Below are 20784 nucleotides of genomic sequence, written 5' to 3' on the forward strand. Positions count from 1 at the left end.
CATATGGAGTGGATAGATCTGACCTATACAATTGATGAGGGGTGTATGACCTGCGGCACTCGGTGGCACGTCAGACCTTACGTAAAACGGCTGGGAACTATAAAGGATGTGGGCAGGAACACTTCGGTCATCCAGCTGGGAAGCCACACGGCGACTCATCTTGACTCCCCGTTGCATTTCTTTGATGGTACCTATAGCGTGGATGAGATTCCACTGCAAAAGCTCTGCGGTGAGATCCAGGTGGTGGATCTCGGCTTTAAGAAAGCTGGTAGTGTGGTCAAAATGGAAGACTTACAGGGGATCGTGCCTTCACCGAAGATGCTCTTTAGATTCCTTTGGTACAAAAACTGGGGCAGTGACTGTTTCTATAAAGGGTTTCCCTATTTCAGTATGGAGGTACTGGAATGGCTGGTGAAGAACGGGTTGGAGATGTTGGCGCTGGACACACCCTCCCCGGATAGTGGCACAGCAATTGGTGAAAAGGACGACTCTCCAGGACACAAATTGCTACTGAAGAATCAGGTGGTTATTGTTGAATATCTGACACAGACACAAGCGCTGGATCCGACCAAACGATATGAAATCGTAGCGCTTCCACTGAAACTGAAAGGAAGCGATGGATCGCCTGCGCGAGTCATCGTAAGGGAGATGCAATCATGAAAAAAGAACAAATCGAAGCATGGCTCAGTGACTGGTTTGCCAATCGGGCGGGAATCTCCGCAGACGAGGTAAACAGACATCTCGGTGACAATTATTTTGATTTGGGATATATTGATTCCTTTGGTTTCATCGAACTGCTGGATGCGATTGAGACCAAGTATGGCATCATGTTCGATAATGAACAGTTTGAGGACAGAGGCTTTTCCACTGTTTCCGGAATGACAGAGATTATTCTGACTGCCCTGGGACAGTGACGAGTGTTAAGCTTTTTGCTCACTAGACAAAAAACGTCCCGACCACAGGGCGAGACGTTTTTGAACAAGAGTTGCTGTTAATACCGCCAACAGATAAGACAAACGGATTGCGAAGCGAATGATTGGGAAGGGAGGCCCTTCTGACGTTATAACCATGATCAGCTATACATTCGAAGACATTTTGACGGCGTTGAAAGCCATCAAATTGAAGGAAGGACAGGACGTTTTTGTGCACTCAAATCTTGGTTACTTTGGCAAGCTTCAAGGGGCTGAGAATGCACAAGAATTATGCGAGGCATTCACCGATGCCTTTTTGCAGACCATTGGTAAGACTGGCACGCTCATTTTGCCTGCCTTTACGTATTCGTTTTGTCATGGTGAGGTGTATGACGCCTGCACAACACCTACTAAATGTGGAATGTTCCCGGAATATCTGCGCAACAGGATGGATGCACGCCGTTCTTACGATCCGAATTTCTCGGTGGTCGCGGTGGGTGCCCGTGCCGAAGAGTACACGGCACAGTGGACGCACGAGGCTTTCGGCGAGGGAAGCTTCTGGGAACGGTTCCTGGCGAACGACGGACAGATCGTTTGCATGAATTTTGACTGCGGCTCAACCTTTGTTCACTATGTCGAACGTGTGAACCAAGTACCATATCGATACAACAAGGCTTTCAATGGCACGATGGTGGTGGAAGGAAAGGAGGCAAGGGATTACGCTGTGCACTATGTATACGATAACACCCGCCCTCAGGACGGCCCGGAATTCTCCCGGCTGGACGCTTTAGTGCGGCAGCAACCTTTCTTCTTCCGTGCAGCACTGGGCAGGGGAAATCTGCTGCACTTCCCCGCCGAAGGGTACAAGAAACTGATCACAGAGACACTGAAAAAAAGGCCCTATTTTTTGACCAAAACAGAGGAGCGTGAAGAATGAGCCGGTTTCAAATTATGGATGTCACCTTGAGGGACGGAAGCTATCAAATCAATTTTCAATTCTCCAATGCAGATGTGCGTCGTATCGGTGGAGAACTCGATAAGCTCGGCATCCCCTTTATTGAGATCGGACATGGCCAAGGCATCGGAGCGAGCGAGGCAGGGCAGGGCAGGGCACTTCACACGGATGAGGAATATCTCGCGGAGGCCAAACGGAGCATCCGGCAAGCCAAGGTGGGAATGTTCTGCATCCCTGGCATTGCTACTCTGGACCAGTTGGAACGCATGTGCAATCAGGGGCTGGATTTCGTTCGCGTCGGAACAAATGTTGATCAGGTGGAGGAGTCCCGGCCTTTCATTGAATTGGCTAAGCGGCACGGACTGGTGGTCATGGCAAACTATATGAAATCCTACGCCTGTACGCCAGAAGAGTTCGCGGGACAAGTACTTAAATCCCAGGATTACGGCGCAGATTATGTGTACGTAGTGGACTCTGCGGGCAGCATGCTCCCTGAAACATTGCAGAGGTACTATGAGGCCATTCGCAAGAAGTCCGACATAGCCCTTGGCTATCACGGGCATGACAACCTCGGCATGGCGGTGGCCAACAGCATCTATGCAGCGGAGCTGGGCTTTGAATTGGTGGATGCATCTTTGCAGGGATTAGGCCGCAGTGCAGGCAATGTGGTGCTGGAGCGCTTTGTGGCTGTGGCACAGAAGTTGGGATATTACCAAGAGATCGACATCAAGAAGCTGCTCTGGCTGGGATATGAATATGTTGCGCACTTTACCGACGGCCACGCCATCAGTCCCATCGATACCATCTGCGGAGTGGCGGGTTTCCACTCCAGCTATCTGCCGGTGATCCATCGTTACTCCGGCATATACGATGTGGACCCCCTCGCGCTGATTGAGATGTATGCGAAGGAAGATCAGCTGAACATGGACGAGGAGCGTCTGGCCCGTATCGCACAGCAGTTGCCGCGAAACCAGCAGAACGATAGCCTTTTGAATATGAGCAGATTTCTCATCAATGAGCAGAAGCCACGAGGATGATCAGCCGCGAATTGCGTTCAACATCTGGTGAGCCACGGCGGCGGGTGTGGCATCAAAAAACTCCCTCTCAATCAATTCGGCACCAACATGAAGCTGCCGGCACTCACGGACAAAGCGCCAGAGAGCCACAGCGTTTTCTTCAACGCGGTCCGGGTCGCATAGCAGGTTCAGCACCTGGGGATATCGCAAGAAGTATGATAGTGATGGACTTTTCGGGTCGTAATATAGATTGACAATGGGTTTGCCCGTGCTGATATACTCGAAGATTTTGCTCGGAACCTGATTTGATGCTTTATTGTCGATATTAATCAAAAAATCTGCCTCACCGACGTATCCCTCCGCCTGTTGTGGCGGGAGCTTGCCTAAACAACGGATGTTGGACTGATTTGGCGCCCAAAAGGGAGACTTGAGCAGATAGCTCATTCCGCTCCCAAGGCAGCAGAAGTCGACGGGCTTGTCCTGGAGTAGGGCAGCCAGTTGTACAAGATCATCCGCCGGGCGGATAGAAGGATACAGTGTGCCCGCGAAGACGCCAAGAAACCGGGGTGCCTTCCGCAATGCGGCAGTGGTGCGGGGGACCACCAAGGGGAATTCAAGACCTCGGCACTTTTCCCAGCCGGGGAATCCAGAGACTCGCTTGCTTTCGCAGATGAGGGGCGTCGCAAAGACGGCTTTCGACTTTTGATACAGCTGCTGTTCCAGTTGACGGCGTGCCTCGCGCTGGCTGGCTGGTTTATCCAAGTTATCTGTATATGGATCTAATTGGTACAGGAAAAAGGGAACTGTCCCAGCTGCCTTAGCTGCCGCCAACGCGCCCTCAGCAGGGCATAGAGTGGCGATGACCGCGTCATAATTTCTGTGTCGAAGCTGTGCACGGATTTCTCTGAGGAATGCACGGTACATGGTTCCATTCAGACCGCAGTATCGAGACATAGGCGACAGTTTCCATTCCAGCTTCTGAAACAATTTGAGGAACAGGCAGCGCACGGTGGAAAATGCGCCCTGCTGCAGGACCAGAGCAAAATCATCATGGTCTGCACAGCCGGGGCAAAAGCAGGGAAACGCTTCTCCAAGTCGGATGACTTGGTCGGGAGACGGCGGACCTTGGCGGACAGTTACAAGATGCACCACATCAGTGATAACCCCTTCGGAATTCATGGAAGAAAGCAGGTTGGCGACGCAGCGTGTCGCAGCATCGCAGTCAGGGAAAAAACGGTGAGTGACAAAAAGCAGACGCATAAGCTCCCCCAAAGAGATCGATGAATGGACAAAAAAGCCAGGCTGGCTGGTCTTAGGTGAATTATAGAAGCATTCGCAGGGACTGTCAACAATGTGTGATGCGACGCAAAAGGAGAAGCAATGAACGAAGTTGTGGCGGTAATCGTGACCTGTAACCGAAAAGAACTGTTGCAAAAATGCATTGAGATGATCCAAGCGCAGCAGGATGCTGCGGCGGACATCCTTGTGTTTGACAATGCCAGCACCGATGGAACCCGAGAGATGATGGCCAAATTGGCAGACGGTGAAGCAATTCGGTATCACTGGGAGCCGACGAATCTGGGCGGAGCCGGCGGATTTTGCCGGGGCATGGAGATGGCTGTCTTACTGGGGTATAAGTATTTGTGGATCATGGATGACGACACGCAGCCTTATCCCGATGCACTAAAGCAACTGCTCTGTGCTGACCGCCACCTGAACGGGAACTATGGGTTTCTCGCCAGCCGTGTTCTATGGGTGGATGGTTCAATATGTGCCATGAATCGCCAGAGAGTTTCATTGCTCCGTGATGTGGCGGATGATGTGCAGCAACCGGTAAAGGTTATAATGTCCTCTTTCGTCTCTCTATTTCTCCGCAGCGAAGAAGTGCGGCGAGTTGGGCTGCCCATCGAAGCGTTTTACATCTGGAGTGACGATTGGGAATACACCAGGCGCATTTCTCGCAAGCAGGACTGCTTCCTGATTCCCCAAAGCGTTGTTGTCCACGCGATGAAGAACAATGCTCCGGTGAACATTGCTACCGACCAGCCTGAACGAATTCCGCGGTATAAGTATTTTTACCGAAACGATGTGGTACTGTTTCGGCGCGAAGGAGTTGCAGGCTGGTTATATCTGCTGACTAAGGATCTCTGGCACACCGTCCAGGTGCTCCGAACGGGTAAGGATGTCGCGCGACGCATTGGGACCATCTGGAGGGGATTCTCGGCGGGAGTACGTTTCTTTCCGCCTACGCCTGAGCTCAGTGACACGAAAAGGAAGCAGAAAAGATGAACTCAGTGACATACATTTTATCCACCCTCTGTCCTGGTGGCGGCGTGGAAGCGTTTTGCCAGAACGCAATCTCTTCATTGAACGCCCACGGGTGGTCGACGAATTTGATTGTTTTGGGACGCTTTGACCCAGTAATGGTTAAGCAATTCCAAACGCGCGGGTGTCAGGTTGACTGCCTATCAGAAAACGGTCAAAAAGACACGTTTTTTGCATTGCTGCGCCAATATCCCCGCATGAAACGGCTCCTAGCGCAGCGGGCCGGAATGGTCGTGCACATGCATACCTGCTCGCATTCAGTGGTCCTGGTGCTCCATTGCCTGAAAGCGTTAAAGCGACCGGTGCGCATACTGCACTCTCACACTTCGCCGCGAGCAGACATGGGTCTGTTGCGCCGACTGCGGTACCGGGCTGTGCGCGCTTACGCCAGTAGAACAGCTACCCGCTTCGCAGCATGCTCGCGCAAGGCGGCGGAGTTCCTGTTTACTGACCGTCTCATACAGGAGGGAGCGGTGCAAATCATCCCCAACGCACTGGATGCCTCCCGCTTTAGCTTTGATTTGCAGGCAAGGATGAGAAAACGCAATGAGCTTCACTGGAAAACCGAGCGAATTATCGGCTGTGTAGGACGACTGGAGGAGGAAAAAAACACATCCTTTGCCCTTGAACTGATGCCCGCTGTATTGCAATTGGATTCACAAGCACGGTTGTTGCTGGTGGGAGATGGCTCGCTACGGGCTGCGCTGGAACAACAGGCTGAGAGGTTAGGCCTCTCGGAACATGTTTTCTTCGCCGGAAGAACGGAGCGAGTAGGGGAATACCTGTGCGCTATGGATGTGTTTTTAATGCCCTCTCAATTTGAGGGGATGCCGATGGCGCTGCTTGAAGCCCGGTGCAGCGGCCTGCCCAGTGTTGTGTCTGAGGGTGTCCCCGCAGAGTGCTGCAGCCCAGAGGAGTGCATACGTTTGCCGCTGAGTGCTCCTGTGCGGGATTGGGCGGAGGCGCTGACCCGTCCAGTCCGAACACCGGAAGAACGCGTCCAGATGGGACGGGAGTGCAGGGAATATGGAGACTTGGCAACCATGACGGAGAAGTTGCTGCTACTCTACCAAGAGAGCACAGAAACTACTGAGAAAAGGAAGATAGCTAAGTGAAGGTTCTGGTTTTGCATCGAAGATTTCGACTTCAAGACCGCCCGACGATCGATGACCATCTGTATTCATTTCAGCGATACGGCGGCGACGATGAGTTCGCCTATCTGAATTTATGGGGGCCGGCTGCGCTTACAGAGGAGATTTTGGCCTACCCCTATGATGCTGTGATTTTTCACTATACCTTTCTGGCGGCTCGGTTTGATCAGGATTTTGAACAGCAATATGAGAAGCTGCGCCCTCTTTTACAGCGATTGAAAGGGTATAAAGTTTTCTTTGTGCACGACGAATACGTCTTTACACGCTGGCTCTGGAAAATGATTCGTGACTTGGATGTAGGCCATGTGTATGCTACGATTTACCCGGAAGACTATGAGACGGTGTTTCCAGCTGCGGAGACGGGAAAAACAAATTTGTGCAGCACGGTCCTTCCCGGATACGTGGAGGAAACCCGCCAAATGTGGATTAACTCCAGAACAAGCCGCAGTCGAAAAATCGACGTAGGTTATCGGGCACTGCAATCGGATTATGCGTTCGGTCAGCACGGTTACCTCAAGACCCAGGTAGCCTTGGAAATGCAGGAGGCAGTGCGAGATACCGGACTGCATACGGATATACGCATGACCGAAGACGGATATGTAAACACCATCGTAGGGGATAAGTGGTTCGATTATCTGCTGAATTGCCGCACAACAATTGGTTGTTTAGGCGGTTCCAGTCTGATGGATCCGGATGGTTCTTTGCGCCGTGCGGCTACCCAGTATAGCAAGCAGCATCCAAAGGCCACTTATGAAGAAGTGGAGCAAGCTTGTTACCCCGGAATGGACGGACAGATACACTCTCACTTATTTGGCCCCAAAATCTTTGAGTGCGCGATGACATGCACCTGTCAAGTGCTGGTGAAAGATGATTATCGGGGAGTGCTGGAACCAGGGCGAGACTTCATCGAACTTGAGCCGGATTATTCCAACATCGGGCATGTGCTGGAGATGATCAGAGACATTTCCGCCTGTGAGACAATCGCGAAACGCTGCTATGAGACGCTGGTCGCTTCGGGACGATATACTTATCGTAAGTTCGCCGGGGAGATAATGGCGGAGATCCGCAGTGCGGCACCACTTCAAAACGCCGACCAGACAGGCTGGAGAGAGGTGCTCAGAGCGGCGGACGAGGCAAACCGGAAATTTGAAAGAGTTCTCCGTCGGCGGCATTTGAAACAATCGTTGGCACAGGGGCTCTACCAAATATCGCCGAGATTGTATCACACGGTAAGACAAAAGCGCCACGGCGGCGGGGCAGAGAGATGAGTTTCACCGCCCTAAAACAAGGAGAAAGTGCTGTGCAGAACGAACATATGGCAGAACAGGTTATTCGTGCCAACGACTTGTCTAAAGACTTTACAGATGTGGGCCACGCAACGCTGGGACAACTGGTGCGCAATACGGCCAAGCAGATCAACGTTTTGAAAGAACTGACATTTTCCGTCGAAAAGGGAGAGCTTCTGGGGGTTATCGGCCGCAATGGCGCGGGGAAGTCCACCCTGCTGCGCCTTCTGGCTGGTGTGTACTCGGTGACAGGAGGAAACTTGTGGGTGGCAAGTGAGCCGTCCGCCCTGTTTGAGATGGGAACTTTTTTGGACGCTAATGCAACCGGGCGCAGATACTGCGAGGAATATTTTGAGTTTTTGGGGGTCCCGGAACAGGAAATCCCCACCTTGGTGGAGGAAATCCGCGAGTTCATCGAGATCGGCCCTTTTTTTGATAAGCCGGTACGGGAATACTCATCGGGAATGAAAGCCCGCCTGTTGTTCGCTGCGGCTACTGCCAGACGAGCAGACGTTTTTCTCATCGACGAAGCCCTCGTGGTAGGAGATGAATATTTCCAGGCCAAGGCTTGGAGACGGTTGTTCGCCCTGCTGAACAACGGGGCCAGTGGTGTTATTGTTACCCACGATATGGATTCTGTGGTAAAACTGTGCGACAAGGCGATTTACTTGAACAAAGGGAGGGTGGCGTTCGAAGGTAAGAGTTATCAGACAGTCAACACCTACCTGGGATTGGCCCGAAGGGCTACTGATGAGGTCTGCCTTTTGGAGCGTGAGCGACTCGCTGAAACGGTGATTCATCATGTCAGCGGACAGGATGTGACCATACGGTTTTCGGTGCAGGTTTCCAAGGTGCCGGAGAGCCGGATTTTGACTATTGCTGTGTCCATTATTAGGCGGCAACGTCCTGGCGGAATCATACACGTTTGTAAGATGGATAACAACGTATCTGCCGGACACAAAGGCGTATATGATTATGAGTTTCGCATGGAAAATGTCAATTTGGAAACGGGTGAATACTATTGTACGCTGTCGCTTGGCGATCCGCCGCCCAGCGGAGAAGGTCCGCTTGTGAAAATTTACGACGAACAGCGATGGATTCCCTTTACCGTTGAAGGTACAGTGTTGCCAGAAAAGGAGCAGCCGCTTTTAAATAAACACGTGGAGTGGTGTGTGGAATGCATATAAAATGCAATAAGTTGTCAAAGAGATACCTGTCTAGCCCGATGGCCTATCTTAAAACAGTGGCAAAAAAAGGAGAAGAGGATTTCTGGGCATTAAAGGACATCAGCTTTCAGATTCACCATGGCGAGCGGGTGGGAATCATCGGCCGCAATGGGGCAGGAAAATCCACGTTGCTGAACATCCTCTCGGGATATAGTGCTCAGACCAGCGGCGAATTGGACATCGTCGGAAAGGTTACCCCCGTCATGGAGATTGGAAGCAGTATAAATGCGGAGGCTACTGGTCGCGAAAACATCCGGGATGCGGCACGATTGTCTGGGATTCAGGCGGATAAGATAGAAGAGAAAGTGCAAGAAGTGGTAGACTTCGTGGCATTGGGCGAGTACATTGACCAACCGATGAAGATTTATTCTTCCGGTATGATTGCAAAGGTCTCATTTGGATGTATCCTGTTCACTGAGCCGGAAATTTTGGTAATTGATGAGGTGCTTGGTGTGGGGGACATGGAGTTTAAGGCCAAGTCAGAAGAAAAGACGAAGGAGCTTTGCCAGAAAGGGAAAATTCTTTTGATGGTTTCTCACTCCATGTCGACTATCCGCAAATACACTGATCGCTGTATTTGGATAGACAAAGGGCGTGTGGTAATGGATGGCCCCTCCGCAGAGGTCACAGCAGCGTTTGAGCTCGCGGTGAAAGCGGAGCAGGAGCAACACATGCTGGCTCAAATGGAGGAGGAAACCCGCAATAGTGTGGTAGATGGTGCTGTGTGCATCTGCGATATGCAGGTTTTGGGTGCAGACGGAGGCAATAGTGCGGCAATTACCATCCACTCTGACGTGCGTGTGGTGGCCGCACTACGCGGCGAGCGACAGGCGGAGAATCTCAATTTAACAGTTGAGTGTTACAGTATGCGGGGATATCTGCTGTTCCGCCAGTCTTATATCGAAAAGGTTGGCAAAGCACTCTCAGTTGCAAAGGGACAGACCCTCCGACTCACTTTGAATATCCCTGACTGTAACTTCAATACAGGTTGGTATCAGGTGATGCTTTCGGTGAGAGATGGCAACGCATTAACAGCGAGACGGACGGTACTGTTTCGTATGGTGAACGACAAATACTACAACTATTTGGACAGTCCCCAGGTCTACTACCGAAATCGGATTAAACTGCTGAAATTGCACAAGGAAGAGGTCACGAATGAAAGTACTGAGAAACAAGATACAAACTGAGGCTGCACAGATTCTGAACCTTTGGCGAATGAACTACCGCACCCGTTTCACCGGCACTCAGATTGGAAAAATATGGATTGTTCTGAGCCCTATCCTCCAGATGGGGGTATATGTGTTTGCGTTTGGTTTTGTGTTTGCTGGTACCACGGAGAATCCGTTGGAGCATGTGCTGTGGCTTATCTGTGGCTACGGACCCTGGCAGGCAATTAGTGAGGGCATTATGAACTCCGCCAATAGCTTGGTGGCCAATCGGTCTATTCTCAAAAATTTCAAAGTTAAGGCCCAATATTTTCCTATTGCTGCGTCATTGATGGGATTGCCATCGGTAGGGGTAACACTGGTGTTTGCGTCGCTGTTGGCGGTGCTTTCGGGAGTCGGTTTCTCCTTGTCAATTTTCTGGCTGCTGTTGGCAATCCCCTGCACTTTTCTCATGATTATGGGCATTGGCTTATCGGTGAGCGCAGTAGTGGTGTTCCTGCGCGATTTGGTGCAGGTTTTGAGTGTGCTGCTCATGTGTACAATGTTTTTTACTCCGATTTTGTATTATCCTGAGCGTTTACCAGTACCGTTAAGGGCAATCGTAGGAATAAATCCTTTCTATCAATTGGTCAACCTCTATCGGTGCGCGCTGTATTCGCATACAGCAATCAGCTTGCCGGGAGTCTTGATCCTGATTGCATGGATCTGTGCGTTTTGGCTCATTGGCACCAAGCTGTTTAATCGACTGCGCGGATCGTTCGAGTCTGCTCTGTAAATCTGGAAAAGGACGCACACATAAAATGAACATTTTAATCTTGTACTGGAAACCACGACACAGCATTGTCCGTACACACGACAACCATCTTTACTCGTTCCGGCGCTACGGCTATGGTCACCACTTTTATTATTTTAACTATATCCCTGGACGAGGTATCCCAGCCGAGTTAACCAAAATCCCCTTTGATGCGGTACTGTTTCACTATACATTCCTGGCTCTTCGGTTTGACCAAAAGTCATTCTGGAAGATGTATGAGGAGATTCGCCCAACCCTGCAAAAACTTCAAGGTGTCAAGGCAATCATCCCGCACGACGAGTATATCTACACCAAGTCGCTCTGGGCAATTATCCGCGACTTTAATGTGCAGCGCATCTTCTCAAGCTGCTTTTATAAAGACCAGGAAGTGATCTATCCCTCGAGTGAAACTGGTCGAGGCAATATTTGTCATCCGGTTTTTACGGGATACATAGACCCCAAGACGCTCCGTTGGGTTCAAAAGCGGGAAAAGAAGATGCCCCGGAAGGACTTGGACGTGGTGTACCGGGCGGGAAGCGCCAACTATGTGTTTGGTTTCCACGGACAACTCAAGACGCGACTGGCCCAAGCATTCCATGAAAGGCTGCCACGCCACCCCGGCTTAAAGGAAGACGTAAAGCTCACTTACATGGACAGCTATAAAAATACCATCACCGGAAACGCTTGGTATGAGTTCCTCCTGCGTAGTCGCGCTGCGCTGGGCTGTTTGGGTGGATCGAGCTTGCTGGATTCAGATGGGAGTCTCCGCCAACACACTTTGACGTACATCAAGGAACATCCAAACGCTACGGATGAGGAAATCGATCGGGAGTGCTACCACGGACAAGAAGGGCTTATCCAAACACGCATCCTGGGACCACGAGTGTTTGAGTGTGCGATGACCCATACCTGCCAGCTTATGGTAGAGGGTGATTACTTTGGCGTGTTGGAGCCCAATGTCCACTACATTCCCATCAAGGAGGACTTCTCCAATTTGGACGAAGTGATGGATATTGTAGAAAAGCAACCAGAATATTGCGCACGTATCGCGGATCAGTGTTATGAGCATGTGGTTGCCTCTGGTCGGTATGGCTATGACCGTTTTGTGGCGGAGATCTTGGAGGATCTTCAAAGTCTCATCGGAACGACTGGAAAAGATAAATATTGGTCGATTCTCATGCGCTTCTGGTGGATTAAGGGATACAGCAGTTTGATCCTCTTGATGCGAAAAGGTTGGGAAAAAACGGCAGGATTGGCGTATGAATTTGCTCGGCGGGTGTGGAGAAAGTGCCGCTCAGTCTGCCGAAAGTTGTTTTGTAAAAAAGATGAGGATGCCAGAGGAGAAAAGTGAGGAAGTTTATAATGACGGACAAGCATGTGGATTTCCTGTTCGTGTACGAGGTGAAGGCGCGGGAACTAGAGAACATATGCCTGTTGGCGTGCGAGCTGGAACGGCGAGGATATACCACGGCGATTGTCAACAGCTGGACGATGTTGAAGAAAAAGAAAGACAGCGGATATTCTTGTGATACACTTGTCATATCGGCCTGCTACAACGACGAGGTATACCGATTCTTTACCGGCTTTGCACGCAGATACAAAAAAGTGTTTTGCCTGCAGTGGGAACAGGTGCCGGTGAACTACTCCTACGAATCCACAGAAAAAACGTCGTGGACCTATCAGGAAACCGCGCTCCATGTACGCAATGTGTGCTGGGGACGTAAGAGTTGGGAGCGGCTGGTGGAAAAGTTTGGTGTAGATGAGAACTGCGCCAGGATTACCGGTTATATCGCGTTGGACTTGTACCTGCCCCAGTTCCGCCCTCTGTTGAAAAGTCGGGAGCAGTTGTTGGGCGAAATCGGTGCGGATCCGAAGAAAAAGACGTGTTTGTTTGTTTCTTCCTTTGCATATGTGAATCTACCACCCGCGCTTGAGGCTACCGCAGACGAGGATGGTAAATCGCTGACCAAAAAGATCTCCTCGCAGTCCCAAAAACTGGTTCTGGCTTGGATAGAAAAATTACTGGAGCGATATCCGGATGTGCAGTTCATTTATCGCCCACACCCAAGCGAGGCGGAAAATCTAGATCTGCTGACGATGCAACGCAAGCATCGCGGCTTTTTCTGCGTGCCGCAGTTTACCATCCGCCACTGGATTGCAGACTGCGACAAGGTGTATATCTGGAACAGCACCAGTGCTATCGAGGCTTGGGTCAGTGGAGTTAAGACCTATTTGTTGCGCCCCGTTTCGCTGCCACGGCAGTGTGATATGCCGATTTTTGAGAACAGCAAAGCCATCCAGACCTATGAAGCGTTTGAAACATCGGTGTTAGACCAGGAGGAGAGCAATCCCTCTTTGGACCCAGCGGTGCTTGATCAGTGGTATGGCCTGCATTTAGGCCAGGCGGCCTATCTCAATATTTGCGACTGGCTGGAGGAGACCCGCAGTGATTCGGCCTATCAAAGTCCTCAACTGCCGAGGTATGCTTCTGTACCCTGCTGGAAGATGTGGTTCGAATACAATGTTGTTTATGTTTGGATGAACTTCATAGCACATCGATTCAATTACCGACTCTGCTGCGTCAGGGGGTGGATCACATTACTGGGGCCTGAGATCAATCGTTCCTGCCCACGAATCGTCCGAAAGTTGTACAAGCTGGTGGGCTGTGGCGCACGGTTGGCACAGTATGGCCTGTGCATGCTCTTTGCCCAAAAGCAGAGTCGGGAAACTCTGCTGCCGGTTCGGCGGGTGCACGAGGTGCAGCAGGCATTGGAAGCACAACGACTGCAGTATTGGAGCGACCGACAGCAGATTCGTCAGACCTACCAGCAAATGCGAGCTGAATTCAAACGGATGGTACAGAATCGCGATACCCGACAGAAAAAGAGCTACGATGCCTCCAAATATCTGCTTAACCGTTCCAGTGAGGATGAAATCAACAGAATCAAACACCAGATCAACGAATGTTTGTGAGGGGTTTCTATAATGCGTGATGTAGACTTTCTGTTTGTGTACGATGTAAAGAATCGGGAATTTGAGAACATCAGTCTGCTGGGAGCCGAGTTGGAGCGTCGGGGGTACAAGGTGGGATTCCAGAGTTTCTGGCATAGCTACACCCACCGCTTCTACACTAAATATCGAACAAAGGTGGCGGTGCTGGCAACCTGTTATAAGGACACGGTGTACCGTACATTCACCGGATTTGTTAGTGCTTTCGACAAGGTAGTAAACCTCCAGTGGGAACAAGTGCCTCCAAACAATGTATTGGAGGGGGAGACGCCTGAGCAGTGGGCAAATGCAGACTGGAATTCATCAGGGGTATTACAGCACAATGTGCGCTATGTTTCTTGGGGCGAGCAGAACCGCAAGCGGCTTTTAAACGTGGTGGGTGTAGAGCCTGCAAATGTTACGGTTACAGGGTATGTTACATTGGATTTTTATCGGTGGCCTTTGAACAATATGCTTATCTCCCGCGACAAACTGTTCGCGCGGTATGGACTGGACCCGAAAAAGCGGACTGCCTTGTTTATCTCGTCTTTCGTTTTTGCAAAAATGCCTAAGTTGAACAGTGTTAGTCCGCTGATGACGGATCAGGCAATCGATATTTTCCGTACTGCCAGTATTGACAGCCAAAGTGCATTTCTGACATGGGCGAAGCAGCTGTTGGCTGAGCCAGACGCCGAAAATGTGCAGATTATTTACCGACCCCATCCTTCAGAGATGAAAAATCCCGAGCTACAGGCAATGCAAAGGACGACTCGAGGGTTCTTCTGTATTCCTGACGAGGCCATCAAGCACTGGCTGAATGCGTGCGATGTGATTTATAATTGGAACAGTACAAGCGCCATTGAAGCTTACTTCAGCGGTAAACCCACGTTTGTAATCCGGCCGGTATTCATGCCTCGTAGTAGCGCGATGCCCATTTTTAACAACTGCTCCTTTGTGCGTACCTTTGAGGAGTTCCGTCAGACACTGTATTACGGGGACGACCCGCAAGTGCAGGCGCAGTACAGTATGGACATCAATCTGCTCAATGAATGGTATAGTGTGGGGGAAACTCCGGCGTATATTCGAGTATGTGATATGCTGGAACAAACCATTAAGGACGATGGTTTTCACAGCCCGGTTCTGGAAACACGACCCCATTTACTCTATTATCGAGGAAACATCGAGAGAATTTCGGGTGTGCTAATCAAGCATGTGCTTGCGAATCACGTGGCGAATCCATTGCGTTACTGGTTGGTATACCGACTGCGAGGAAACTTGCGTTATGTGTGGCCACGTCGAATTCGCATGTGGTTGCGGGCTGGGAAACGCTGGTTGTTGCAGCTTCAGGGCGGGAAGCAGGCTCAGAATCGGTACCTTGCAATAAAAAATGAGTTGCAGGCTGACCGGCAGGAGAGCCGGTCGCTCAACGAACGGCGTCGTGAAGAGAAAAAGGCGATCCGCCGACAGACCGATGAGTTAGTTGGAATGCTAAAAAATGCTTTGTTTTCTGAGGATTGCGTGCAGAAGAGGCGGTACGACAAGGAAAAAGCCCGCCAGCATTTGATTCGCAGCTCACAGCTTAAACGTGAGAAAGCACGGATGAGGCAGTGTTTGAATGCCCGCGCAGAGGCGGACAAATTGGAATAAAACGCACACTGGCACTCGTTAGGCCTCTGGAAGAGAAGAAATCGACAGCTCTTATCCAGCAAAACTGTAGTGTGGACAAATAAGACAAAATCGAGCATAATTAAAACAGAGGATGACACAGTATTTTCGGCCAGAGAAAGGATGAAACCAGTGCCCCTGTCACTATTTACCACCGGCATCTACGGTTATCTTGACTTCGTTCTGATCGGCTGGACCCTGGGCCTTGTTTGGCTCGCGGTGCGGGCGCTTGTGACGGCAAAAGGCAGCTTTGCGCAAAAAGTGCGCGCCGGCCTGAGCGATGAAGTGTTCTTGTTCGGCGGTTGGGGCGGCGACGCGCGGGTAGCGATCGGCGGCTGGATGTTCCTTTTGTCGGTGGTGCTGCTTCAGTTTGACATGTTCTTTATGAACAGTCTCGTGCGGGAACTGGACCAGCCGTGGTATGGCTTCCTCGCGTCCTGGCTGAACATCGCCTATTCGATGCTCCTTATTCTGAAAATAGTGCTCTTTACCCGCTATTCCGGCCGGCAGTTGGCTGCGGCATACTGCTTTTTCTTTGTGTTCCGCTGGGTCTATCTCAATAATCATCAGTACTGGTTCGCCATGGTGCTGTTCTACATGCTTGCGGCAAAGGATGCTCCGCTGCGGCGCACGCTGAAAGCCGGGCTTGTGACGAGCTGTGCCAGCTTTCTGGCGGTGGCCCTGGCCTCGTCGGCCGGATGGATCGGCACCCTGTCCGAATTGTGGGACGACGGCCGCATGCGCAACAGCTTTGGATATGGGTGGTATAACCTCACCGGCGTTATCGTGCTTGCCCTGTGCCTTATGTATGTCTGCCTGCGGCAGGTGCGGAATTTGAAATGGTTTGATTTTATCGTGCTGGCTGCGGCGCTGGTGTTTTGCAACGAGGGCCCTGCCAGCCGTGCGGCTGTGGTCTGCCTTGCACTGCTCATCGCGCTGACGTTGCTGCTCCGTTTCTTGCCGGGGATCGCGCGGCCGGTGTGGGTGCGGGTGCTGGTGAGTGCGGCTCCCGTGCTGGCGTTGGCGGCCAGCCTGCTGGGCAGCTGGCTGTACACGCCCGACAACGCGCTGCTGGTGAAGCTGAACGATATCTTTACGGGCCGCCTGTACCTTGCAAACAAAGCCTTTTCCGAAACATCCCTTGCAATCGCAGGGCAGGGCTTGTGGGATGTAGATTATGTTGTGGACAACTGCTATGTCAACCTGTGGATCTATGCGGGTCCGGTGGCGAGCATCCTGCTCTGGGGTGCCATGGCAGTACTTCTATGGCGACTCATGAAAAAGGGCGCCGTGACCGAGAGCGCCTGCCTCGTGGTGATGCTGGCCCACGGGTTCATGGAGAACCACGTCATCTGGCCCTGCGTCAATGTGTGCCTGTGGCTGATGCCCTGCGTGCTCTTCCTGCTGCCGAAAGAGCGGGTGGGGGATTTCGCGCCTGACACGGGCGCCCCGCAAACGACTTCTTGAATCGAAAATACGGGCACGGCGCCTTCGCTGAAGTGTGACGCTGCCGCAAAAGGGGCATGCCCCTTTTTTTCCGTGATGGTTCCCATCACGGAAAATCCTTCTTGTCAGCATAAAGAAAAAGGTGTGTGGAACAATGCGCAGGCATCAGGGTCTTGTAAATATCGCCAATTTCACCATTGACGTGGGGCTGATCCTGGTCGCCTACGGCTTGGCCACCTGGCTGCGAAACGGCTATATGGGCGGCGCTCCGACCTCCTTTTTCAGCCTGTTCGACCGGCAGTATGTGGTGGTGGCCTGCGTCTATGCGGTGTGCATCGGCCTTGCCTATGTGTTCTGCCGCTTATACGGTTCATTCCGGTTTCGGAATTTCTTTCAGGAAGCCGGCACCATCGCCGTCATCAACGGCGTCGGCATTCTCGGCGTGGGCGCAGTGCTCTACATTGCCCGCCTCACCGACTTTTCCCGTATGGTGCTGGGCTTTTTCTATGTGTTCAGCGTGGGGTTGGTGCTGGCGAAACGGCTGGTGTTCCGTTCGATCCTGCGGCACAGCCGGAGCCTGGGATATGCCCGGCGGAACCTTCTTGTGGTGGGCGAAGGAAAATTTGCCGAGCGCTACATCCGGTACGTGAAGGAGAACGTTCGGTATGGGTACCAGCTGGTGGGGTATGTGTCCTCGCAGGCCCATCCGGAATACGGTGAGGCGCGCCTGGGCGGATACGACGATTTCTCCGCGCTGCTGAGCGGACAGCGGGTGGACCAGGTGGTCTTTGCCTTGTCCGGCACGGATATGGACCGGCTTGGCGGAATGATCGCCGCCTGCGGCCGCTACGGCGCAAAGGCGTCGGTGATCCCCCAGTACAACGATTTCATTCCTGCCACGCCCACGGTGGAGGCGGCGGGGAACCTGAAGCTGCTGAACGTGCGCAGCACCCCGGACAAAGGCCCGATTTGGGCGTTTGTGAAGCGCGCGATGGATTTGATCGGAGCGACGTTGGGGCTGGTACTGGCCAGCCCTATTATGCTTATCACCGCCATCGCGGTGAAACGGTGCGACGGCGGTCCCGCGATTTTTGCCCAAGAGCGTGTGGGGAAAAACGGCGTTCATTTCAAAATGTACAAGTTCCGCAGCATGTATGTGGATGCGGAAGAGCGACTGGCGGAACTGCAGAAATACAATCAGGTGGATGGGCCGGCCTTCAAGATGGAGAACGACCCCCGCGTTACGCCGGTGGGAAGCTTCATCCGTAAGACCAGCATCGATGAGTTGCCGCAATTGTGGAACGTGCTGAAAGGGGAAATGAGCATCGTGGGGCCGCGGCCTCCGCTCCCCCGGGAAGTGGCACAATACACCGACTGGGACTGGGGCCGTCTGGCGGTGAAACCGGGTCTCACCTGCTACTGGCAGGTGAGCGGGCGCAGCGATGTGGGCTTTGAAGACTGGATGCGCCTGGACCTGAAATATGTGGAGGAACAGGGATTCCTCACCGATATGAAGATCCTCTTCAAAACCGTGGGTGTGGTGCTGCGGGGCGACGGCGCGTATTGAGCGCCGCCCGTGCAAAGGATGGCCCGCAGGAGGGAAAGTAAGATGCAGCATGTGTTTATCGTCGGGGCCAAGTCGCTGGGGGCGTACGGCGGATATGAGACCTTCGTGTATAAACTGACGGAATATCACCAGCACAACGGGGAACTGAAGTATCATGTGGCCTGCAAGGCAAACGGCGACGGCTGCATGGACGAGACCCGGCTGCCGCAGGCCCGGCCTTTGGGTGACGGCGTGTTTGAGCTGCACAACGCCCGCTGCTTCAAGATCAAGGTGCCGAACATCGGGCCCGCGGTGGCCATCTATTATGACATCGCGGCGCTGGAAGCCTGCTGCCGCTATATCGAGGAACACCACATTCCCCATCCCATCGTCTATATTTTGGCCTGCCGCATCGGCCCCTTTGCGGCGCACTTCCAAAAGCGCATCCACAAGCTGGGGGGCAGGGTGTTCCTGAATCCGGACGGCCACGAGTGGATGCGGGCCAAGTGGAGCGCGCCCGTGCGCAAATACTGGAAATTGTCCGAAGGGATGATGGTCCGGCACAGCGACCTCGTCATCTGCGATTCAACGAATATCGAAAGTTACATCCACGCCTGCTACGACGGCAAAGGCCCCGGCGGCGCAGATCCCCGCACCACCTACATCGCCTACGGCGCGGAGACGCGGGACAGCGCCCTGCCGGACGATGCCCCGCAGTACACGGCATGGCTGCGGGACAAGGGCCTTGCGCCCGGCGGCTACTACCTGGTGGTGGGCCGCTTTGTGCCCGAGAACAACTATGAGACGATGATCCGGGAATTCATGAAGAGCACGTCGCCCCGGGACTTCGCCATCATCACCAATGTGAACGACAAGTTCCTGGAGCAGCTGGAGGCCCGGCTGCACTTCAAAAGCGACCCGCGCATCAAGTTCGTGGGCACGGTCTACGACCAGGAACTGCTGAAAAAGATCCGGGAAAACGCCTGGGGCTATCTCCATGGCCATGAGGTGGGCGGCACCAATCCCAGCCTGCTGGAGGCGCTGGGCAGCACCGACCTGAACCTGCTGCTGGACGTGGGCTTCAACCGGGAGGTGGCCGAGGACGCGGCGCTCTACTGGACGAAGGAGCCGGGCAGTCTGGCCGCACTGATCGAACAGGCGGACAAGATCTTGCCCAGCGAGGCGCAGGCCTGGGGCGAAAAGGCCAAACAGCGGGTGAAAACGGCTTACAGCTGGCAGAAGATCGGGCAGGAGTATGAGAAGGTCTTTGCCGAGGACAGAAACAGCGCGCACAACGTCTGATGGTCCGTCCCGTCTGAGCCCGTCCGCACATTCATTGCAAAGGAGAAGCCCATGAAAGCAGCGGTCTTGATGTCCACTTACAATGGTGCGAGATTCATCCGGGAGCAGCTTGACTCCATTCTCGATCAAACAGGTGAATTTGAGTTGGATCTGTGGGTGCGGGACGACGGCTCAACGGACGGCACGAAAGATATCCTCAACGACTATGAATCGAGAGGGCTCCTCCGGTGGTATACGGGCGAAAATATGGGCCCGGCACAGAGCTTCCTTGATCTTGTGCGGCGCACTTTGGGTTACGACTGGTACGCGTTTGCGGACCAGGATGATTTCTGGATGCCTGAAAAATTGTCGTGGGCGCTGGAAACTCTGGAAAAGATCGATGCCGCCCGGGAGAATGCCGTGCTGTATTTTTCCAACGCGGAGCTGGTGGATGAAGCCTTGTCGCCGCTGGGCCGGTGTGTGTATAAAAGCACGCCGCGAACAGACTTTCGAACTGTGACCTGCGCGGGTGGATGCCTTGGGTGCACCATGGTGTTCAACAATGCCCTTGCCCGGATGATACAGGAGAAGGCGGCGCCGGACAGGGTGGTCATGCATGATTTCTATGCGGTGGAATTGTGCGGAGCGATGGGCGGCCGGGTCGTGTTCGACCCAAGATGCAGCATGAAGTATCGCCAGCACGGCGGCAACACGATCGGTGTGCCGCATGGCTTGTGGGGGACGCTGGTCGAGCGGCTCCGTTCGGTCAGCAACGCCGGAGCGACAGGCATCGCGGAACAGGCACGGTCACTTTTGACGCTGTACGGCAGTGAATTGAAAGAAGATGACCGGGCATGGCTGGAGAAGGTGGCCGGGTATAAGCGGTCGCTTTTTTCCAGGGCGGGGCTGGCACTGTCCTGCAAGACGAGATATATGAACAAGAACATGAGCGCCACCATCCGCTGTGCCATCTTCCTTGGAACGCGATGAAGCGGCGGCAAACAGCCAAAGCTGTGAAAACAGCAGTCG

Annotated in this window: 18 protein-coding genes; 17 read left to right on the plus strand and 1 reads right to left on the minus strand. The window is 52.8% G+C overall.

Going from position 1 to position 20784, the window contains the following annotated elements:
- Positions 1-3 precede the first annotated feature (3 nt).
- From ACMI1Q_RS05190 to ACMI1Q_RS05205, 4 genes are all read left to right on the plus strand, one after another.
- Positions 4-660: a cyclase family protein gene (locus ACMI1Q_RS05190; protein ID WP_330057459.1), complete on the plus strand. Its 657-nt coding sequence runs from the start codon at positions 4-6 to the stop codon at positions 658-660.
- Positions 657-914, plus strand: coding sequence for an acyl carrier protein (locus tag ACMI1Q_RS05195; protein WP_330057457.1), 258 nt, complete (start codon positions 657-659; stop codon positions 912-914). The genes ACMI1Q_RS05190 and ACMI1Q_RS05195 overlap by 4 nt, the downstream gene beginning before the upstream one ends.
- A gap of 154 nt (positions 915-1068) precedes the next feature.
- Positions 1069-1848, plus strand: coding sequence for an AAC(3) family N-acetyltransferase (locus ACMI1Q_RS05200; protein WP_419503022.1), 780 nt, complete (start codon positions 1069-1071; stop codon positions 1846-1848).
- Positions 1845-2903, plus strand: coding sequence for a 4-hydroxy-2-oxovalerate aldolase (locus tag ACMI1Q_RS05205; RefSeq protein WP_419503023.1), 1059 nt, complete (start codon positions 1845-1847; stop codon positions 2901-2903). Before ACMI1Q_RS05200 ends, ACMI1Q_RS05205 begins: the two co-directional genes overlap by 4 nt.
- Here the strand turns inward: ACMI1Q_RS05205 and ACMI1Q_RS05210 are convergent, their stop codons facing one another.
- Positions 2904-4142 carry a hypothetical protein gene (locus ACMI1Q_RS05210; protein WP_419503024.1) on the minus strand — a complete coding sequence of 413 codons (1239 nt, stop codon included), beginning with the start codon at positions 4140-4142 and terminating at the stop codon, positions 2904-2906.
- 120 nt (positions 4143-4262) lie between these two features.
- Between ACMI1Q_RS05210 and ACMI1Q_RS05215 the strand changes: the two genes are divergently transcribed.
- From ACMI1Q_RS05215 to ACMI1Q_RS05275, 13 genes are all read left to right on the plus strand, one after another.
- Complete coding sequence (locus tag ACMI1Q_RS05215) at positions 4263-5171, plus strand: glycosyltransferase (RefSeq protein ID WP_330057450.1); 909 nt, start codon at positions 4263-4265, stop codon at positions 5169-5171.
- Complete coding sequence (locus ACMI1Q_RS05220; protein ID WP_419503025.1) at positions 5168-6322, plus strand: glycosyltransferase; 1155 nt, start codon at positions 5168-5170, stop codon at positions 6320-6322. Before ACMI1Q_RS05215 ends, ACMI1Q_RS05220 begins: the two co-directional genes overlap by 4 nt.
- Positions 6319-7626 carry a hypothetical protein gene (locus ACMI1Q_RS05225; protein ID WP_419503026.1) on the plus strand — a complete coding sequence of 436 codons (1308 nt, stop codon included), beginning with the start codon at positions 6319-6321 and terminating at the stop codon, positions 7624-7626. The genes ACMI1Q_RS05220 and ACMI1Q_RS05225 overlap by 4 nt, the downstream gene beginning before the upstream one ends.
- A gap of 32 nt (positions 7627-7658) precedes the next feature.
- Positions 7659-8831, plus strand: a complete 1173-nt coding sequence (locus tag ACMI1Q_RS05230; RefSeq protein ID WP_330057444.1) for a polysaccharide ABC transporter ATP-binding protein — start codon at positions 7659-7661, stop codon at positions 8829-8831.
- A gap of 38 nt (positions 8832-8869) precedes the next feature.
- Complete coding sequence (locus ACMI1Q_RS05235; protein WP_419503027.1) at positions 8870-10057, plus strand: polysaccharide ABC transporter ATP-binding protein; 1188 nt, start codon at positions 8870-8872, stop codon at positions 10055-10057.
- Positions 10026-10811 carry an ABC transporter permease gene (locus ACMI1Q_RS05240; RefSeq protein WP_330057439.1) on the plus strand — a complete coding sequence of 262 codons (786 nt, stop codon included), beginning with the start codon at positions 10026-10028 and terminating at the stop codon, positions 10809-10811. Before ACMI1Q_RS05235 ends, ACMI1Q_RS05240 begins: the two co-directional genes overlap by 32 nt.
- A gap of 25 nt (positions 10812-10836) precedes the next feature.
- Entirely contained in the window at positions 10837-12180 is a 1344-nt protein-coding gene (locus ACMI1Q_RS05245; protein ID WP_330057437.1) for a hypothetical protein, read from the plus strand.
- Positions 12181-12191: 11 nt separating this feature from the next.
- On the plus strand, positions 12192-13802 hold the full coding sequence (locus tag ACMI1Q_RS05250; RefSeq protein ID WP_419503028.1) for a surface carbohydrate biosynthesis protein: 1611 nt from the start codon (positions 12192-12194) through the stop codon (positions 13800-13802).
- A gap of 12 nt (positions 13803-13814) precedes the next feature.
- Positions 13815-15464 (plus strand): surface carbohydrate biosynthesis protein, encoded by a 1650-nt coding sequence (locus tag ACMI1Q_RS05255; protein WP_419503029.1) that lies wholly within the window; start codon positions 13815-13817, stop codon positions 15462-15464.
- Positions 15465-15605: 141 nt separating this feature from the next.
- Positions 15606-16949, plus strand: coding sequence for a hypothetical protein (locus ACMI1Q_RS05260; RefSeq protein ID WP_419503030.1), 1344 nt, complete (start codon positions 15606-15608; stop codon positions 16947-16949).
- 133 nt (positions 16950-17082) lie between these two features.
- Positions 17083-18495, plus strand: coding sequence for a sugar transferase (locus tag ACMI1Q_RS05265; RefSeq protein WP_419503031.1), 1413 nt, complete (start codon positions 17083-17085; stop codon positions 18493-18495).
- A gap of 42 nt (positions 18496-18537) precedes the next feature.
- The gene (gene cps2T / locus ACMI1Q_RS05270; RefSeq protein WP_419503032.1) at positions 18538-19776 is read left to right on the plus strand and encodes a beta 1-4 rhamnosyltransferase Cps2T; all 1239 of its coding nucleotides are present in this window, start codon (positions 18538-18540) and stop codon (positions 19774-19776) included.
- A gap of 51 nt (positions 19777-19827) precedes the next feature.
- A complete protein-coding gene (locus tag ACMI1Q_RS05275; protein WP_419503033.1) occupies positions 19828-20745 on the plus strand; it encodes a glycosyltransferase family 2 protein in 918 nt (305 codons plus the stop codon).
- The last annotated feature ends 39 nt before the right edge of the window (positions 20746-20784 follow it).

Source organism: Candidatus Allofournierella excrementavium, assembly GCF_048526665.1.
In the GTDB taxonomy this organism is placed as follows: domain Bacteria; phylum Bacillota; class Clostridia; order Oscillospirales; family Ruminococcaceae; genus Allofournierella_A; species Allofournierella_A excrementavium.

Bases quoted from the DNA above. Each gene is read 5' to 3' on its own strand.
- ACMI1Q_RS05190 (WP_330057459.1), top strand. From the start codon at position 4: ATGGAGTGGATAGATCTGACCTATACAATTGATGAGGGGTGTATGACC.
- ACMI1Q_RS05195 (WP_330057457.1), top strand. From the start codon at position 657: ATGAAAAAAGAACAAATCGAAGCATGGCTCAGTGACTGGTTTGCCAAT.
- ACMI1Q_RS05200 (WP_419503022.1), top strand. From the start codon at position 1,069: ATGATCAGCTATACATTCGAAGACATTTTGACGGCGTTGAAAGCCATC.
- ACMI1Q_RS05205 (WP_419503023.1), top strand. From the start codon at position 1,845: ATGAGCCGGTTTCAAATTATGGATGTCACCTTGAGGGACGGAAGCTAT.
- ACMI1Q_RS05210 (WP_419503024.1), bottom strand. From the start codon at position 4,142: ATGCGTCTGCTTTTTGTCACTCACCGTTTTTTCCCTGACTGCGATGCT.
- ACMI1Q_RS05215 (WP_330057450.1), top strand. From the start codon at position 4,263: ATGAACGAAGTTGTGGCGGTAATCGTGACCTGTAACCGAAAAGAACTG.
- ACMI1Q_RS05220 (WP_419503025.1), top strand. From the start codon at position 5,168: ATGAACTCAGTGACATACATTTTATCCACCCTCTGTCCTGGTGGCGGC.
- ACMI1Q_RS05235 (WP_419503027.1), top strand. From the start codon at position 8,870: ATGGCCTATCTTAAAACAGTGGCAAAAAAAGGAGAAGAGGATTTCTGG.
- ACMI1Q_RS05240 (WP_330057439.1), top strand. From the start codon at position 10,026: ATGAAAGTACTGAGAAACAAGATACAAACTGAGGCTGCACAGATTCTG.
- ACMI1Q_RS05245 (WP_330057437.1), top strand. From the start codon at position 10,837: ATGAACATTTTAATCTTGTACTGGAAACCACGACACAGCATTGTCCGT.
- ACMI1Q_RS05250 (WP_419503028.1), top strand. From the start codon at position 12,192: ATGACGGACAAGCATGTGGATTTCCTGTTCGTGTACGAGGTGAAGGCG.
- ACMI1Q_RS05255 (WP_419503029.1), top strand. From the start codon at position 13,815: ATGCGTGATGTAGACTTTCTGTTTGTGTACGATGTAAAGAATCGGGAA.
- ACMI1Q_RS05260 (WP_419503030.1), top strand. From the start codon at position 15,606: ATGAAACCAGTGCCCCTGTCACTATTTACCACCGGCATCTACGGTTAT.
- ACMI1Q_RS05265 (WP_419503031.1), top strand. From the start codon at position 17,083: ATGCGCAGGCATCAGGGTCTTGTAAATATCGCCAATTTCACCATTGAC.
- cps2T (WP_419503032.1), top strand. From the start codon at position 18,538: ATGCAGCATGTGTTTATCGTCGGGGCCAAGTCGCTGGGGGCGTACGGC.
- ACMI1Q_RS05275 (WP_419503033.1), top strand. From the start codon at position 19,828: ATGAAAGCAGCGGTCTTGATGTCCACTTACAATGGTGCGAGATTCATC.